Source organism: Streptococcus iniae (assembly GCF_030732225.1).
Classification (GTDB): domain Bacteria; phylum Bacillota; class Bacilli; order Lactobacillales; family Streptococcaceae; genus Streptococcus; species Streptococcus iniae.
The window spans coordinates 510,073-526,338 of sequence record NZ_CP132230.1; the positions used below are offsets into that span (position 1 = coordinate 510,073).

Here is a 16,266-nt window from a genome sequence, read left to right on the forward strand (position 1 = left end):
GAATGACTTTTACAATTAGTCATAAATCTTCTGCTGATAAAGTGATTAAAGGTTTATCAGCATCTTGCATGTTACTTTGTACGCTTGCTCTGTCCCAATATGTAAAGGCAGAAGAAGTAATCCCAGCTGATGCTACGGCATCAACTGTTCTTGCTACAGATAGTAGCAAAATCCCAGTAATTCCTGCAGCAACTGATAGTTCCGTTCCTACAGTTGAAGCAAAAAATGACCTGCTAACAGGGCCTGTTACTGACACAAGTCAGCCTAAAACTACAGATGTGACAAAGCCTGTTACTGACACAAGGCATGACACTCCTGCAGACAGCCACTTGCCATCATCAACAAGTCCTGTGACCAAAACAAAGCCAACAGAAGCAGCCCCTCTCACAAGTCCAATTAATACTGGCTCACAAACGGTTTACATGGATAAGGTAACAGAAATTTCCATTGATTTACCAAGTGCAAAAGCAGTGACTTGGACCATTGAAAACCTTCCAACAAACGTTTATGACATTAAAAGTGGTCAGTTTTCAGGTGATGCGTTAATAAGTGTCCAAGAGCAAGCAAAAGGTGCGGGCATTGAATATAAAATAAGCATCAAACCACTTTTTGGTGACGATTTAAGTTTGAGGTGGCCAAGCAATGTTCGTAGGACTTACCGTGACTACATGAAGTCTTACCTGCTTAAAGGTGTCGATGAAGCAGGGCAAGTTATTGCCACTAAAGAATTAGACTTGAGACCATATCAGGACTATAAAACACATGATGAATTACTAAAAGAAATTTCCGACATTGAACATCATCATGCCAGTGATCGCCTTGTTACTGTTGAAACAATTGGTAAGAGTGCTCTAAACAATGACATTAAAATGGGAATCATCGCTAAGGACCAAGCTAGTATTGATGCTTACCTTAATCAAACCACTCCTGCCATGTTAATGACGCCTGATCAAGCCTTAAAACTCTTGGGTCAAGGTAAGTTTGATTATAAATTGCCAATACTGATTAACAATACGCATGCTGATGAACAACCTGGTATTGACATTGTAAGAGGTCTCTTCAAAACTTTTGCAACACAAGCAATGATAACTTATGACACTGTTGATGCGCAAAAGAAACCACAAAAAGTGGCTATTGATATCTCAGCATTACTGGAAAAAGTTATCTTACTCTTTAACTTTACTGAAAATCCTGACGGTGATATTGCCAATACTCGGGCTTTAAATAATGGCTTGGATCCTAACCGCGATGCGGGTTACCAAACCAATCCAGAAACCAGAGCTATTGTTGAACAGATTAACAAATGGAATCCTATCGCAGTTTTTGATATACACGGTTTTGTTAAAGCCTTCTTAATTGAACCTTGCACACCACCACATGATCCTAACTTTGAATACGATTTATTTGCTGATAATATGGTGGCAACAGCACGTCAAATGGGTAATGCAGGTATTACTAATTCCAAATATGACAAATATATTATTCCTAAATTTGACTACGGTTCAGGCTGGGACGATTCCTTCTCAGGCTACACAGCAGTCTATGCCTTGTATCAAGGTATTTTAGGATTTACCATTGAAATCCCTGAAACCAATCAGGAATCTTATGATGCAGGCTTCTATGCAGTCCTTGCAGGCATCAACTTTAGTTTGCAAAATCAAAAAGAATTGATGGCTAAACGCTTAGCCTTTTACTCAAGAGGTATTCATAAAGTCGAAGCAGAAGCTGCCGAAAAAGAATTAGTGACTGCTGATGGTTCCGTTAAAGGACGTGTTAAAGATGGCAGAGCACACTTTTTCCCTGATTATTATGTCATCCCAATGGAATTATCCGAGAATAATGATATCGATCAAGCCTTTAAGATGATAGATTATTTCAGAAGAAATGGTGTTATTTTAAATGCTTTAACTCAAGATCATGCAGGCTTTAAAAAAGGTGACTTAGTCATTGATATGGCCCAAGCTAAAAGAGGATTTGCAAATCATGTCTTGTATAAAGGCTCAAATGAGTCTGAATGGGAAGCAATGTATGCTGAATTAGTCATGAATTTCCCAGCCATGCGTGGGTTTAAAGCAACTGCTGTTTTTCAACCAAATCTCTTTGCTGGCAACTTGGGAGCTGTTACCTTAAGCAGTGCTCCAAGAACAAGCATTACTGAAAATGCTCCTTATTATGTGATTGCTAATAACTCTCTAGCAGCTGTCCAAGCTGTCAATGAAGCTATTAAATCAGGAAAAACTGTCTACTTAACAACTGATGGTTATGTTGTTGATTCAGCGACCTTCCGTCGGATGATTGTCAATTACCCCCTTTATGCTCAGACCTTAAACAAACGTCCCGTTGGAAAACACTTAAAAGCTCTAACAATTTTTGCGCCAGGAAATCCTAATGCAAGCTTAGGCTTTAAATCCCCATCTGAAGTAAGCCTTGCTTTGCAACAAATGGGCTTTACAGTTGTGACAAGTCTTGAACAAGCAGATGTGCTTGTTTTAGATAATGATCAATTTGACAAAGATGTCTTAGGTAAGAAGCCTACAATCATCATAGGTGGCGCAGCTATGACACAATTAGAAAAATTAGGCTTAATTTCAGGCTTTGATGCAGCCATGACTGATGAGAAAAACGGCTCATCTTACGAAGGCTTAATGCGTATTGAATTAGATGATCAAAGCCCATACACCAGTGGTTATGCTTTGAAATCTCTATTTTATTCCAACTCAGGAACATGGATTGAGAGTATTCCAGCAAGTTTTAGAAAATTAGCTGCTATCTCAGAAAAAGATTTTTACATTTCTGGTTGGTGGCCAAAACACGAAGGGCTTGCTAAGAAAATGGTTGCTGTTAGTGGTGATTATAATGGCCATCCAATCCTTATTTTTGCAGGAAATCCAACAAATAAGACCCATAGCATTAATTTTTACCGCTGGGTCAGCAATGCCATTTATGGAACAGAATTAGCCAACTTTGAAGCCATTCCAATGCCAACACCTAGTCCGCAAAAACCGGTTCAACTTGCTGTTAACCGTCTCATTCATGCGAATGACCATTCCTTGAATCATATCGCAACAGAGGCAAATACTTTAGTTGAGGTCAAATACCCAGAACAAAAAACAGCTAAAAATGAAATCAAGGCAAAAGCAAAAACCGAAACAGGCAAAGCTGCAAAAGACACAGACCTTAAGAAAACATCTGCTGCAGACAAACAAGTGCTTGCTAAATCGGATAAAAAATCCGAAACCAATAAGATGCAATATGGTCTTATTATTACAGGGTTATTAGTAATTGCAGGTGGCAGTTTTGTGGCCTTAAAAGCTAAAAATAAGAACTAATGGCCACTCATTTTTTAGGGATCTAAACAAGCCTTGTTGAATCTTTGACAAGGCTTTCTTTTTGGTTTATACTGAAAAAAATGAGGAGGTAAAATGACAGTTACAATTCGCATGGCAAAACTAGCAGATGCAGCACAGCTATTAGCCATATACCAACCCTATGTAGAAGAAACAGCCATCTCATTTGAATATCAAGTCCCGAGTTTAGACATCTTCAAAGAAAGGCTCAGCAAAACACTGGCCTTTTACCCTTTTCTTGTGGTAGAAGAGGACAATCAGATTTTAGGCTATGCTTATGCATCCCCTTTTCATGTTAGAGAGGCCTATGCTTGGTCAGCTGAAGTTTCTATTTATCTAGGAATGGCTGCGCGTGGCAAAGGCTTAGGACGGGCCCTCTACCAAGCTTTAGAAGACTTGTTACGAGAAATGGGCATTTTAAATCTTAATGCCTGCATCGCAAGTTCAGAGCAAGAAAACAGCTATATTAGCAAGGCAAGCCCAGCTTTTCATGAAAAATCTGGTTACCAGCTAGTCGGCAAATTTCACAAGTCAGGTTATAAGTTTGGGCAATGGTTTGATATGATTTGGATGGAAAAGATAATTGGACAACATGACAGTCCTGTTAAAACAGTCACGTCTATTCATGAGGTATTGAAGCATTTGGAAACTTATTCTAAAAAGATAAGCTAGTCATTAATACCACCTAAAGTTAAAGTGGAAGAGCTTGAAACTTAGTTGACCAAAGGAAATGGCAAACACAAGGAGATCTTTATCTAAAAAATGTGTCTGTTGTCTTAAAGGTTGTCAAAATCGACCAATGAATCAGATTGGTGCTTCATGCCTTTGTGTCTTAACTCCGGAAAATTATCAAAAGCAGTGATAGTCATTTGGAAAGCAGGTAGAAACATGGTAAAGGTACATTTAACAGGTGACAGCCTTATGGCCCGTCATGAAACAGCAGATCAAGCAATGGTTACTGTGAAACTCTTTGATTTGGATTTATCTCTGGACATTTATAATTCTGCTATTTCTGGAAATACAACAAGGGATTTATTGGCTAGATATGACGATATCATCGGCGATACAGTGTCTGAGTACCTTTTTGTTCTAGTAGGGACAAACGACGCGGCTAATGACCGAAATATTTCTATCGCAGAATTTGAAAACAATCTGAACCAATTGATTGCTATTTTTGAAAGCCGTTATGCACAGCCAAAAATACATTTTCTATTGCCACCACCCGTAGATGAGAGCAAACAATTCAAACGCACCAATCAAAAGATTGATGCCTACGGACTCGTTATTGAAAAAGTCTGTCTGGAAAAAGGGTGCAAGGTCTTGAACCTCAACCAAGCCTTTCGAAAAGCCGCAAGTCCAACACAACCATTAGAAGACATCTTAAAAGGCATCAAGGATGATGGCTTACACTTTGGTGAAAAAGGCTATGAAATTTTAGCTCGGACCATCTATCAAGCTTTATAAATGAGCAAAAAGAGGCTTTGGCAAACACGTCTAAACACCGCTCTGCATTAAAAAATAGATACTATAAAAGGCCTAGAATCACCGTTTTGAATAACGAGATTCTAGGCCTTTTGCGCTGGTCTGGTAGTTTTTAGCCTTTTTTAGGCGATAGCTTTTTGAATTGTAATTTATCAGTCAAATAGTTTTGGTAATGCTTCTCTTTGAATTGATTGATTAACCCTTGTAATTGTTGAGTTTTTTCTTGGATATTATTGTATGAGAACTCCATAATTGGAGTATCTGCTGCCAATTCTTCTCGGATAAAAGGGATTAATCTGTTGTTGGTAATAATCAGGTCTGCTTTTGCATTTTTGATGTCATAGATATCATCTCCAAGCAGGTGATAAGAGGTAAAATGAACAGCATTTTGTGAAAAATGGTCTGGCAGATACTGACTAAGGAGTCTTGAGCTAATAAGATCTGTCCAAAGAAGTATCACTTCAAGTTTAGGCTGGGAAGCCTTCAAAAAGAGTTCCAAATAGTTACAAAAAAGGTAAAGATGGTGATAGTTAATAAAGGTGTCTGTCGAAATTTGACGGCGCCATTTTTTTGTAATCTTAAGAACCCGTTTTAGTAATTGTTGATTGCCATTGTAATAACCATCTAAAAAGTCGTTTTTCTCAGGAATAAAGAACTGCATCTGGCAAATAAAGTGACGAGAAAAAGAGATAAGAATCTTCGTTAAATCTCGCAAATTAGCATCTGGAATATCAAAGGTATCTTTTATAGGAAGTAAGAGGCGTTGAAAGTTATCATTTTGTTCAAAAATAGAGCAACATAAGTCGGTGTCTTGTTCTGTCCATTCCTGACTTGCAAATGTATTTTTGCTTGTGATGTAAACTAGAAAAAAATAATCCAACTCATTAGCATCATAGCTTTGACCAGTCAAGGGGCTAAGAATATCAGTCAAACTATGCTTTAACTTATCATAGACAAAAAGCGCCTTTAATTGCTGAAAAATGGGTGATTTTGGAAGGGATAGCTTATAATCATGACGTTTCCAAGCAAGTGACAATAAAATATCGTAGAACAAGAAGGAGTCCACCAAAAGGTGAGAAAATTCAAGATGAGAAGCCGTTTCTTGAACATAAGCTTTAATAAGTGTGAGGTCATCGTCTGTCAGTGGATAGATGTCCAACCCGTATTTTGACTGTAGAAATGCAATCAAATACCTTATTCGATGCTCGTCACCGACAATACTATTTTTGACTAAGTCAAGCCCAACTTTTTTGATGTAGGGGCTAATAGCTTCGCGCAGCCGATAAGCAGAAGCGTTGGAAATAAAGGTTTTTTCCGCAAAGTAGGTTAAGGGTTTTTGAGCTTGCGCGTTCAGAATAAGAAATTTCAATAATTGTAGGATTTTAGACTCAGCATAGAGGTCGTGCAGGTAATTATCTTTCAATGCCTGTGGGTATTGGCAGGAAATGACTTGTTGTTTGATGCTGATGGTTAGTTGATCTGAAAAACAATGGTTGAGATCTTCAATGTACTGTTTTATGGTTGCGGGGGTTAGTTTGGTTTTATCAACCAATTCCGTCATTGATACAGTTGTTTTATCAAATAGTAGAGATAAGAGTTGTTTTTTATCCGTGATGGATCGTTCAATATAATGATCGAGCAAGAAAAACCTCCTGAAATAATACGAGTTGAATGTAACCCATTATAGCTAATTAAAAAAGAGAAATCAACTTTTAACAATCAACTTAAAACGTTGATTTTCATAGGGTTTTCAGAAATTCATGAAAGTGGTTTTCTCAACTGCTTACGATAAGCTCTTGTTTTTTGAGAAAAAAATGAAGGTTTTTGCCTAGTAATAGCTCATAAAAGTTGGTATGATTTTAGAAATTAAACCTGGGATTACCAATGGGGTGGTAGTGTCAAGGGGTTTTTAGTAACAGAGATAATGGAGAGAGCAATGACAATTCAAAACACTCAAGAAAGCAAGGCATTTTTTTCATTTCGAAAATCAAAAAAAGCATTAGTATCCGTTGGTATAGCTTCCTTATTTTTAGGGCTTGGAATGACCAGTGTTTCAGCTCAAGAAGTGACTGAAAATCAAGAAGCACTTGCTCAATTAGAGACAAATGCAGTAACCACACCTGATTTTGACAGCCAACTGAAAACGTTTGAAGAACAAGGCTTTGAGATTGAAAAAACAGTGCTTGAGGTTTCTTATGAAAAAGGGCAATTGCAAGCTATACAAGCGAACTATCAAGACGATTATAGCTTACAACTGGCAAGGCTAAAACAAGAAGTTGCTGCTTATCAAGAGCAAGTTGCTCACAATAAAGCCATCGAAGAAGCTAACCAAAAAGCAGAAAGTGCCTATCAAGCAAAAATCAAAGCCAATCAAGAAGCCAAAGTATGGAATCAGCAACAAGAAGAAACCTATAAAAAAAGTCTTGCAAGCTATGAAGCGTCAGTGAAAGATTTAGGTAATCTTTACCAATTCAGTCAAGAAGATAAGAAGAATCCTCAGAATAATAGCTCAGAAAGTTTACAACTTTATGGACAAGTTGATGAGTCTCAAAAAAATAACATCACATACTATCAAAATGTTAAAATAAAGGCTGATTTGGCTGCATTAGAAGCTCATTCTTTAAAAGATGCCTTAACCTGGACAGCAAACACAAGATTTGAAAAAGTTTCTGGAGATTATAAGGTTGAGACGGGTAACGACCTAAAAAATGAAACTGATCGTGTTCATCACTTAAACAAACTAAGTGGTTATAAAGTAGGAGACAGTTTCAAGTTGACTAACGTTGGCACCATTGAGACAGGTCAATCTCTCCACCTTCAGGTAACTATTAAAAGTATCGGAGAAGGCTATGGGACTAAGACTGAAACAGGTGCCTTTACGATTCCACAAGCCCTTTATGTTGGTAAAATCAAAGATGCTAATGGTGCTGATTCTTTTGAATTTATTTACCGTAATCATAGGCATTTAGGTTTTGAATTCGCCTTTATTAATGATAAAAATGAACCAATCCGTCTTTTCACCTCACAAATTCTAGGGGACATTGACTGGGGGCAAGAAGTTTCCATTGATTTTGGTGCTAAAGGGCAAAGCCTATACACCATCCCAGACGGTGCTAAAGTGACTTACAAAGATGGTAAATTCACGTCAGAAGAAAGTTTAGCCGTTGAAAACTTTGATAAAACGCCAGAAGGAACACTCCTAATGCTTGGTGTTGGTGAAGTGATGAACTACACGCATTATACGGAGCCAAGTTATTATCAAAATGCTGATAAGAGTGAGATGAATGCTCAAACCTTTGAAGATGAAAAACTCGGTTTAATGAATGGATCAAGTGCATTATCTGAAGGTAAAAAACGTGTGGCTGGTATTCTCTTTTCACTTTTTGGCAAATCCATTACCTTAAAAGAGACAATTAAACCTAAACAAGCACAGTTAAAAACCATTGAAGAAGCTGTGACACCAATAGCAGTTCCCATTCCAAAAGTTGAAAAGCCTCGCTTGAAAGCAAAGCTTTATCAGTTTACTGAACAAGCTGCAAAAGAAGTTATTGAGGTTAGTTATGGTTTTGGGACAGTGATTGATAGTGATGAGGCCTGTTCAGAAGAAATCAGAGGTCAGTTACTTGGTTTGACTGAAGTGGAAGATAATTACGGTCCACTCATTGAAGAAGACTATGAATCTCCTTTAGAGGGAATGTCAGGTCAGACAGCTTCTCTAAGTGTCGAAGAAAATTATGGTCCAATAATCGAAGAAGATTATCAGTCACCTTTAGAAGGAATGTCGGGATACTCTTTTGATCTTTTTGAAGAAGAAGACAGCAAACCTTTAGCTACTCTTATTGGGGCTAATAGTATGAGTGATAGCATCGAAGATAGTCAAGAAGTACCAGAATATAAAGTCTCTGTTAGCGAAGAATGGCTTGACACAAGTATTGAGGAAGAAGACCCTATCGTAGAACTGCCTTCATTTAGAGTAAGACGTGGTTTAGAAAGTGAAGAAACTCTAGAATCTTCTGACGAGATGTCATTTGAAACAGAATTAGATGCAGAAGAAGTGTCAAGTCAGGAATTATCTAACCAGCTTTTAAGAGCAAATGAAATTGAAACTGAAGAAGAAGTGACAGCACCAATTGATCCTCTTATTCTTCAAGACCTAAATTTCTCTACGGAGTCTGTAGCCGAACTATCCTTAATTGAAGAAGAGACCGTAAACCATTCTGAATGGCTTACAGAACTAGTATTTCCTACAGTCTTAGAAATAGAAGCCGTTGAAGAACTATCTGTCCAAGTAGAAAGCAAAGTCATCTTGGATTTAGTTGAGACTGCAAAAACAGATGATGCATTACAAGCAGCAACAGAGCCTTCTATTGGAGCAATTGTAATTGAGGAAGTCCTTGATATCAATCAAAGTAATGACGACAGTGAGCCTGCTTTAGCTGACCTAGCAGTTGACAATGAAGAAAAGAAATCACTAGAAAGTGAAGAGGCAGTTGCCACTGACATTGACCTTGTTGAGGAAGTTCTTTTGCCAGTTCTTGATTATCAACAAGCTAATACAGTTCTGAATGATTCTTTCAAAGAGAAGGTCGTGTTAGAAGAAGTCAGCAAGACAATCATCGAAACAACAACAAGGTCTTCTAATGAATCGTCGGTGGTTTCAGGTGCTATCAACTATACAACTGAAGAAAATGAAGATGTCATCATTCAGGAAATGGCTGTTTTGCCACTAGCTGTTATACCTCAAGATGTGCACTTTTTAGATGAGGAAAATGTCCCTCATAACCTACCAATGACTTTAGACATGAGTGGTCATGACCTTCAAGGTGAAGAACTTGAAGCGATAGTTATGAATGGTCTTATTGACGAAAAAGCAGCTACTATTGCTAAAGATGAGGTAAAAGTATTACCGATTGAGCAAGCATCAAGTGACGAGAGTTCTAAGCAGGTATTAACTGATCAGGCGAGCTCAAGAACAGCTGAAAGTTCTAAGACCCCTTCAGGATTTATTCTAACACCAGTTACAAGTGTTAAAGAAAAAACAATGCAAGAGGCTTTGCCTCATACGGCTGATCAAGATGCTAAAAAACCGATGCTTTTTGCTATGGTGATGATTTTAGCAGGGCTATCTCTCCTAAAGAAAAAATCAGAAACAAAATAAAAACGAAGCAGTCATCAATCAAGTGGTGATTGCTTTTTTTGAGGGAAAGGGTTGAGAAGCTACAAGAAATTCTAGTAATCTTATCTAAATAAGATATAATAGTAAGTCAAGAGAAACATCCTTATGTAAGATTAGAAAGAGGGTTCATATGTCAGAACGTTTATCAGGTCATACTTTATTAATTGCACTTATTGCAACACCTATTCGCCATAGTTTGTCCCCTAAGATGCACAATGAGGCATTTGCTAAATTAGGCTTGGATTATGCCTATCTTGCTTTTGAAGTAGGTAATGAGCAATTAGCTGACGCTGTTCAAGGGATTCGTGCTCTAGGAATCAGAGGATCTAATGTGTCAATGCCAAATAAGCAGACTATTATTCCCTTATTGGACGAGATTTCCCCTGCTGCAGAAATGGTAGGAGCAGTTAATACTGTTGTCAATAAGGACGGTAAGGGGCATTTAGTGGGTCACATCACTGACGGAATAGGGGCTGTTAGAGCTTTAGAAGCCGAAGGTGTTAGGGTGAAAGAAGAGGTGATTACCATTGCAGGTGCTGGTGGAGCAGGAATGGCTATCGCTGTTCAAGTAGCACTAGAGGAAGCTAAAGAGATCCGTATCTTTAATCAAAAAGATGCCTTTTTTGATAAGGCTAAGCAGACCATTGCGAAAATAAATCAGGAAACACAATGTTTAGCGACAATCCACGATTTAGACGACCAAACTGCCTTTAAACAATCTATTGCAGAGTCCAGTATTTACATTGATGCTACTGGCGTTGGTATGAAACCATTAGAGGACCAAAGTTTAATTACAGATCCAGATGTCATCAGAGAGGATTTGGTTGTTTTTGATGTCGTATATAGCCCTGCCCAGACAAGATTGCTCAAGTTTGCTAAGGAGCATGGTGCTAAAAAAGCAATCAATGGTCTTGGAATGATGCTTTATCAAGGTGCAGAAGCTTTTAAACTCTTTACGGGAGAAGAAATGCCTGTCGATGCTATCAAAGAACTCTTGTTTGACGATCAAAACGGATGATTAGGGGTCATCTTCTAACAGCATTACCTAGTCAAAAAACAATTATTTTGGTATCCTAGTAAAATAATGTTTTAGGAAATAACAAATTAAGGATACCTATGTTTACAGAGTTTATTAACAGCATTTTGACCCAGTATGGTCTTTATGCCTTTGCTATTATTTTTGCCATTATTTTTATTGAAACAGGTCTTGTCTTCTTTCCCTTCTTACCTGGAGACTCCCTACTTTTTATGACAGGGGCCTCTCTTGCTACAAGTGGCTACCAACCCATTCCTTTTATTGTCTTATTGGCTAGCGTAGCTATATTAGGGGATTACGTCAATTATAGTCTTGGTCGACAATACGGCTTGTCTCTAAGAAAGGTGCCCTTTTTTGGCAAGTTCATCAAGGACAGTCATATCAAGGAAACAGAAGCATTCTTTGGAAAATATGGCAAGATTGCCATCTCACTGGGACGTTTTGTTCCAATTGTAAGAACCTTTATTCCTTTTATTTCTGGAATTGGTAAGATGGATAAAAAGCAATTCTTATTATATAACTGCATTGGTGGTATAACTTGGATTATTATTGGCATTTTATCAGGCTTCTTTTTTGGAAGCATACCATTTGTGCAGCAGCATTTTGAAGCTATCATGCTTGCCATTATCCTTATCTCAGTCTTTCCCATGCTACTGGTATTTGCCAAAAGAAAATTAACAAAAAATAACTAAAAAAGGGGCTGGGCAAAAAGCCTAATATAAACAAAACCGCATGAAATCTTTCGTTTACAAACGTTGATTTCATGCGGTTTCTTATTTCGGAAATTTGAAAAAATCAATGAGATTTCGACTTTTTGCCCAGCCCCTTTTTCTACTGTTAATTGTGTGTCAGTCCTTTTTTCAATCCTTTTAGGAAGCCGATATCGTCGGTTTGTAGAATTAGGCCAGAATAGGATTTGCCAATGAAGCCTATAAGGGCAAGTGTTGTGAAAGCTAAGACTAATAGTGAGATAATACTTTCGGTTAGACCAGAAAAACCATTGATTAAACGGATTGGCATAAAGAAACTAGAGAAAAATGGCAGGTAAGATCCAATTTTAAGCAAGAGACTGTCACTTCCTGTTTGTCCCAGAATAAAAGCCCCCATAAAAGCAGCCACTACTAAAAAAATAGCAGGTTGTGCCGCTTGATTGGCCTGTTCAGGTCGAACCACTAAAGAACCACACAGTGCAGCCAAGACCACAAAAAGGAGGATTCCTAAGACTGCAAAGACAATCATGCTCCAATCCAAATGTTTGAAAACACTACTTAAGAGTGGTTTTATGGGTTTTATCATGTCTTTAGTAATTGTAGAACGACTAGCCCATTGGTAACATAAGAAGCCGCCAATAACATAAATGGAAACATGAGTGACAATAACCGATAAAATACCTAGGATTCTACCAAAAAAGTATTGATCAGCAGGAATACTAGAAAAGATGACTTCCATGATTTTGGTGCCCTTCTCACTGGCAATTTCTTGAGCTGTTTGTGCGGAGTAAATAATCAAAATCATATACATGATAAAAGTAATAGCAAAGAAGGAAAGGTTTTTACCAATCTTATCATAATTTTGGTGCTTGCTGGTTTTAAGATTAATTTTTGCTTGTGTAAAAAGGAGTTGCAATTGCTCAGGACTAATATTAGTAGAAGCGAGGTTAAGCTCTTGTTGTAAATGATTTAGAGCTTGGGTCATCAGAGCTTTGCTTCCAACGGATGGTTCAACTTTACTATAGTAGTTAGCCGTTACTTGCTTATTCTGAGTTGTGACGGTTACATAAGCTAAAATCTTATCAGCTTTTAAATCTTTTTTTGCCTTAGCAGGGTCATGATAAGCAAAGCTTGCTTCATCAATAGCTTTAAAGGCAGGTTTCATACTAGCATCTGGCAGAATAATGGCTATTTGATTTGATTTTTCTGTCGTGCTTCCACTGATAAAGCCAATTCCAAAAGTGAAGGCTAAAAAAATGAAGGGGGAGATGACCATTAACAAAAATGACCATGATTTGACCTGTCTAAGGAAAGTTTCCTTGGTTACAATTAAAATTTCTTTCATGATTCTACTCCTGATGTCATTTTGAAAATTTCGTCAATTGATGGTGCTTGTTGATCAAAGGTTGACAAGTAGCTACCGCCACTAACCAGTGCAAAGAGCTCAGGACCGGCATTTTCATCATCGAGAATTAGTTTCCAAGTGCCTTTGTTGGTTTGTGAAAAGGAAGTGACATGTGGTAGTTGCTTTAGGTGTTCTTCTGTCAAATCGGAGGATAAAAAGAGACGGGTCTTACCAAAGGAATTTCTGATTTCAGAAATACTACCATTAAGAACAAGATGACCATCTTTAATCATTAGGAGTTGGTCACAAAGCTCCTCGACATTTGTCATAACATGGTCTGAGAAAATAATAGTGGCACCGCGTTCTTTTTCAGATAGAATCACTTTTTTGAGAATGGCTGTGTTAACAGGGTCAAGTCCAGAAAATGGTTCATCTAGGATAATCAAACTAGGTTTATGAATTAAGGTGATAATCAATTGAATTTTTTGTTGATTACCTTTAGACAGACTTTTGATTTTATCTGTCATTTTTCCTTTAACCTCTAATTTTTCCATCCAAAGTGGCAATTCCTTTTTGACATCCTTATCAGGCATGCCTTTGAGACTTGCCAGATAACGAACTTGTTCATAGACAGTTAGTTTAGGCATCAAACTGCGCTCCTCTGGTAGATAACCAATTTGAGGATAGGTTTTTTGAGTAATGGGCTGACCAGCTAGGGAAATATCCCCTTGGTAGGAGACAAAATTAAGCAGTGAATGGAAAAAAGTCGTTTTACCAGCGCCGTTTTTTCCAACAAAGCCGCAAATAGAAGCAGACGGTATCGTAAAAGAGATGTCCTTTAAAACTTTTGTTTTACCATAACTTTTAGTGAGGTGATCAATAGTAAGCATCGCAGTTCTCCCTTGTTTATTTTGTAAAGTTATCTTTACATTTAAAGTATAATAAACTTGACATTAAAAGTCAATAAAAACTGTAAAGGCTATCATATTGTTTTTCAAAAAGGGACTAACATCTAGTGTAAAACAAAAACAAACCCTTATAAAATAAGAGTTTGCATTCATAAATTATTTGCCACCACCGAGAATCGAACTCGGAACGAAGCATTACCATTGCTTTATTATACCATTTAACTATAGCGGCTACCTTTCTATAATACTATAAGTTACTTGGTGGCGCAAGCCTTTTTTATGGAATTTTTGCCTTCGTTAACGACTTATAAGCCATCTGCTCGCAGATCATGTGGCATGCGTTTGAATTCGCGTCTTAGGAAATAAAAGGCTGATAAAAAGGCAATTAAATCTGAGACTGGTGCTGCATACATGACCCCTTCAACCCCCATTACTTGTGGTAGGACAAAGAGCAAGGGAAGTAGGAAAAGAACTTGTTTGGTTAGGGATAAGAAGGCACCGATATTGGCTTTTCCGATAGCTTGGAAGAAGGTTGTTGATGCGATTTGAACCCCATTTAAAAAAACAAAGAAGAGAAAAACACGGACATATTTCATGCCAAACTGGAAGTAGAGAACAGATCCAGTTCCAAAAATTTCTAAAAAGGGTTTTGTCAGCAGTTCAAAACTCAAAAAGGCAATCACAGAAATAATTGTCGCTGATTTTAAAAGAAGTTTAGTTGTTTCTCTCACTCGCTCAAGGTTTTTTGCACCATAGTTATAGCCTAGAATTGGTTGTGCCCCTTGAACCAAACCAATGATGACAGCAATAAACAAGGAGTTAATTTTCATGACAATACCGGCTACAGCAATAGCAATGTCACTGCCATAAACAGACTGGGCGCCAAACTTACGGAGCATGTTATTTGTCACAATTTGAATGATTAACATGGAGAATTGAAAGATAAATGATGAGGAACCAACAGACAAAATATCAGTTAGGATATCTTTACGAATCTTGAAGTCTTCTTTAGTTAATGTTACCGACTTGAAATGGAAGAAATACCGCCCCATATAGATAGCTGACGCCATTTGACTGATAAGAGTGGCTAGACCAGCCCCTTTGATTCCCCAGTGGAAATAAAAGAGGAAAATAGGTACTAAAATGGTATTAAGAATCGCGCCATAAACAATGGCCATCATGGAATATTTTGGGCTACCATCTGCACGAACGAGAGGATTAACACTCATTGTAAAAAGTAAGAATGGAATCCCAAAAGCAGTGAGTGCCGTAAAATCTTGAGCTAGCGTCATTGTCGCAGGTGTTGCTCCAAAAAGAAGTAAGAGTGGCTTAATAAAAACAATAACTAAAGCTCCGATAATAAAGCCTACTAGCAAAGATAGTGTAATGGCATTACCAACAATTGTACTGGCTCGCTCGCTTCTACCACGGCCAAGTGCTAAATTAAAATTAGCAGCCCCGCCTAACCCAAAAGTTAACCCAAAAGCTAAACAAATGATGGTTAAAGGAAATGCCACACTGGTTGCAGCATTACCCAGATAGCCAATACCGTGACCAATGAAGATTTGGTCGACAATATTGTAAAGGGAATTCACCAAGTTCGCAATAATGGCTGGCATGGCCATGGCAAAAAGGAGTTTTGGAATCGGTTCTGTTTGAAATTTAGTAGCTTGCATCATTTTCTCTTTCTATAGATTTCTGTTCGTCTGGGGTCAATTTTCTTAAAATAGGACGCAGTAATGTGATTTCTTGCTCAGATAAAGCACTGGTAAAAGCCTCTTCAATGGCTTGATTAGTCTTTAAAATTTTGAGCCTTGCATCCTTAGCTTTTTGAGTCAGGAGGATAACCTTAGAGCGTCTATCGTCGGGATGATTCTGACGTGAAATCAGACCTTTTTTCTCCAAATTTTGCAAGACACCTGTTACACTAGGGTTTGACATGCCAAAAAACACTTCCAAGTCAATTTGTCTGACGGAAGCTTCCGGTTGAAAAGTCACATATTTTAAAAATTTGAATTGGCTGGGGGTTAAATCAAATGGTTTGAGAAGTTGACTGGCAGTGCGGTCAAATGTAAGACTGGCTCGTTTGATTAAAACCCCAATTTGTTCTTGATCCATCTAGCTGTCCTTATTCTTTAGTATTCATAGCTTCCTATGCAATATCATATTATAACATAGCTTCCTATCTATTTCTAGAGAAAAAAGAGACCATTAGCAGAAAAAGTGAACATGTGTTATAATCTAAGGGATAAATTAAAGAAG

Annotated in this window: 11 protein-coding genes and 1 tRNA gene; 6 read left to right on the top strand and 6 right to left on the bottom strand. The window is 37.8% G+C overall.

Annotated features, from left to right (window positions below):
* Positions 1-2: 2 nt before the first annotated feature.
* From Q9317_RS02590 to Q9317_RS02600, 3 genes are all read left to right on the top strand, one after another.
* The gene (locus Q9317_RS02590; protein WP_003100921.1) at positions 3-3,329 is read left to right on the top strand and encodes a M14 family metallopeptidase; all 3,327 of its coding nucleotides are present in this window, start codon (positions 3-5) and stop codon (positions 3,327-3,329) included.
* Positions 3,330-3,422: 93 nt separating this feature from the next.
* Positions 3,423-4,019: a GNAT family N-acetyltransferase gene (locus Q9317_RS02595; RefSeq protein ID WP_003100923.1), complete on the top strand. Its 597-nt coding sequence runs from the start codon at positions 3,423-3,425 to the stop codon at positions 4,017-4,019.
* A gap of 216 nt (positions 4,020-4,235) precedes the next feature.
* Complete coding sequence (locus tag Q9317_RS02600) at positions 4,236-4,811, top strand: GDSL-type esterase/lipase family protein (RefSeq protein ID WP_003100925.1); 576 nt, start codon at positions 4,236-4,238, stop codon at positions 4,809-4,811.
* A gap of 130 nt (positions 4,812-4,941) precedes the next feature.
* Here the strand turns inward: Q9317_RS02600 and Q9317_RS02605 are convergent, their stop codons facing one another.
* Complete coding sequence (locus Q9317_RS02605) at positions 4,942-6,471, bottom strand: helix-turn-helix domain-containing protein (RefSeq protein WP_003100927.1); 1,530 nt, start codon at positions 6,469-6,471, stop codon at positions 4,942-4,944.
* A 294-nt stretch (positions 6,472-6,765) separates the two neighbouring features.
* Here Q9317_RS02605 and Q9317_RS02610 point away from each other — a divergent pair, with 294 nt between their 5' ends.
* From Q9317_RS02610 to Q9317_RS02620, 3 genes are all read left to right on the top strand, one after another.
* Complete coding sequence (locus Q9317_RS02610) at positions 6,766-9,987, top strand: cell envelope integrity TolA family protein (protein WP_003100928.1); 3,222 nt, start codon at positions 6,766-6,768, stop codon at positions 9,985-9,987.
* Between the two features lie 148 nt (positions 9,988-10,135).
* Entirely contained in the window at positions 10,136-11,023 is an 888-nt protein-coding gene (locus Q9317_RS02615) for a shikimate dehydrogenase (RefSeq protein WP_003100929.1), read from the top strand.
* A 98-nt stretch (positions 11,024-11,121) separates the two neighbouring features.
* Entirely contained in the window at positions 11,122-11,733 is a 612-nt protein-coding gene (locus Q9317_RS02620) for a VTT domain-containing protein (protein ID WP_121791492.1), read from the top strand.
* Between the two features lie 145 nt (positions 11,734-11,878).
* Here Q9317_RS02620 and Q9317_RS02625 read toward each other — a convergent pair whose 3' ends face one another.
* The 5 genes from Q9317_RS02625 to Q9317_RS02645 form a co-directional block, all read right to left on the bottom strand.
* Positions 11,879-13,096: an ABC transporter permease gene (locus Q9317_RS02625; RefSeq protein WP_003100931.1), complete on the bottom strand. Its 1,218-nt coding sequence runs from the start codon at positions 13,094-13,096 to the stop codon at positions 11,879-11,881.
* Positions 13,093-13,986 (bottom strand): ABC transporter ATP-binding protein, encoded by an 894-nt coding sequence (locus tag Q9317_RS02630; RefSeq protein ID WP_003100932.1) that lies wholly within the window; start codon positions 13,984-13,986, stop codon positions 13,093-13,095. The genes Q9317_RS02625 and Q9317_RS02630 overlap by 4 nt, the downstream gene beginning before the upstream one ends.
* A 179-nt stretch (positions 13,987-14,165) precedes the next feature.
* Positions 14,166-14,236 (bottom strand) — tRNA-Thr (locus Q9317_RS02635).
* 73 nt (positions 14,237-14,309) lie between these two features.
* The gene (locus Q9317_RS02640) at positions 14,310-15,680 is read right to left on the bottom strand and encodes an MATE family efflux transporter (protein ID WP_017794680.1); all 1,371 of its coding nucleotides are present in this window, start codon (positions 15,678-15,680) and stop codon (positions 14,310-14,312) included.
* Complete coding sequence (locus Q9317_RS02645; protein ID WP_003100935.1) at positions 15,667-16,122, bottom strand: MarR family winged helix-turn-helix transcriptional regulator; 456 nt, start codon at positions 16,120-16,122, stop codon at positions 15,667-15,669. Before Q9317_RS02645 ends, Q9317_RS02640 begins: the two co-directional genes overlap by 14 nt.
* Positions 16,123-16,266 lie beyond the last annotated feature (144 nt).

What these genes read in the sequence shown, in the direction of transcription:
- Q9317_RS02590 (WP_003100921.1), top strand. Translation starts at nt 3, where the DNA reads ATGACTTTTACAATTAGTCATAAATCTTCTGCTGATAAAGTGATTAAA.
- Q9317_RS02600 (WP_003100925.1), top strand. Translation starts at nt 4,236, where the DNA reads ATGGTAAAGGTACATTTAACAGGTGACAGCCTTATGGCCCGTCATGAA.
- Q9317_RS02595 (WP_003100923.1), top strand. Translation starts at nt 3,423, where the DNA reads ATGACAGTTACAATTCGCATGGCAAAACTAGCAGATGCAGCACAGCTA.
- Q9317_RS02630 (WP_003100932.1), bottom strand. Translation starts at nt 13,986, where the DNA reads ATGCTTACTATTGATCACCTCACTAAAAGTTATGGTAAAACAAAAGTT.
- Q9317_RS02645 (WP_003100935.1), bottom strand. Translation starts at nt 16,122, where the DNA reads ATGGATCAAGAACAAATTGGGGTTTTAATCAAACGAGCCAGTCTTACA.
- Q9317_RS02625 (WP_003100931.1), bottom strand. Translation starts at nt 13,096, where the DNA reads ATGAAAGAAATTTTAATTGTAACCAAGGAAACTTTCCTTAGACAGGTC.
- Q9317_RS02620 (WP_121791492.1), top strand. Translation starts at nt 11,122, where the DNA reads ATGTTTACAGAGTTTATTAACAGCATTTTGACCCAGTATGGTCTTTAT.
- Q9317_RS02615 (WP_003100929.1), top strand. Translation starts at nt 10,136, where the DNA reads ATGTCAGAACGTTTATCAGGTCATACTTTATTAATTGCACTTATTGCA.
- Q9317_RS02640 (WP_017794680.1), bottom strand. Translation starts at nt 15,680, where the DNA reads ATGCAAGCTACTAAATTTCAAACAGAACCGATTCCAAAACTCCTTTTT.
- Q9317_RS02610 (WP_003100928.1), top strand. Translation starts at nt 6,766, where the DNA reads ATGACAATTCAAAACACTCAAGAAAGCAAGGCATTTTTTTCATTTCGA.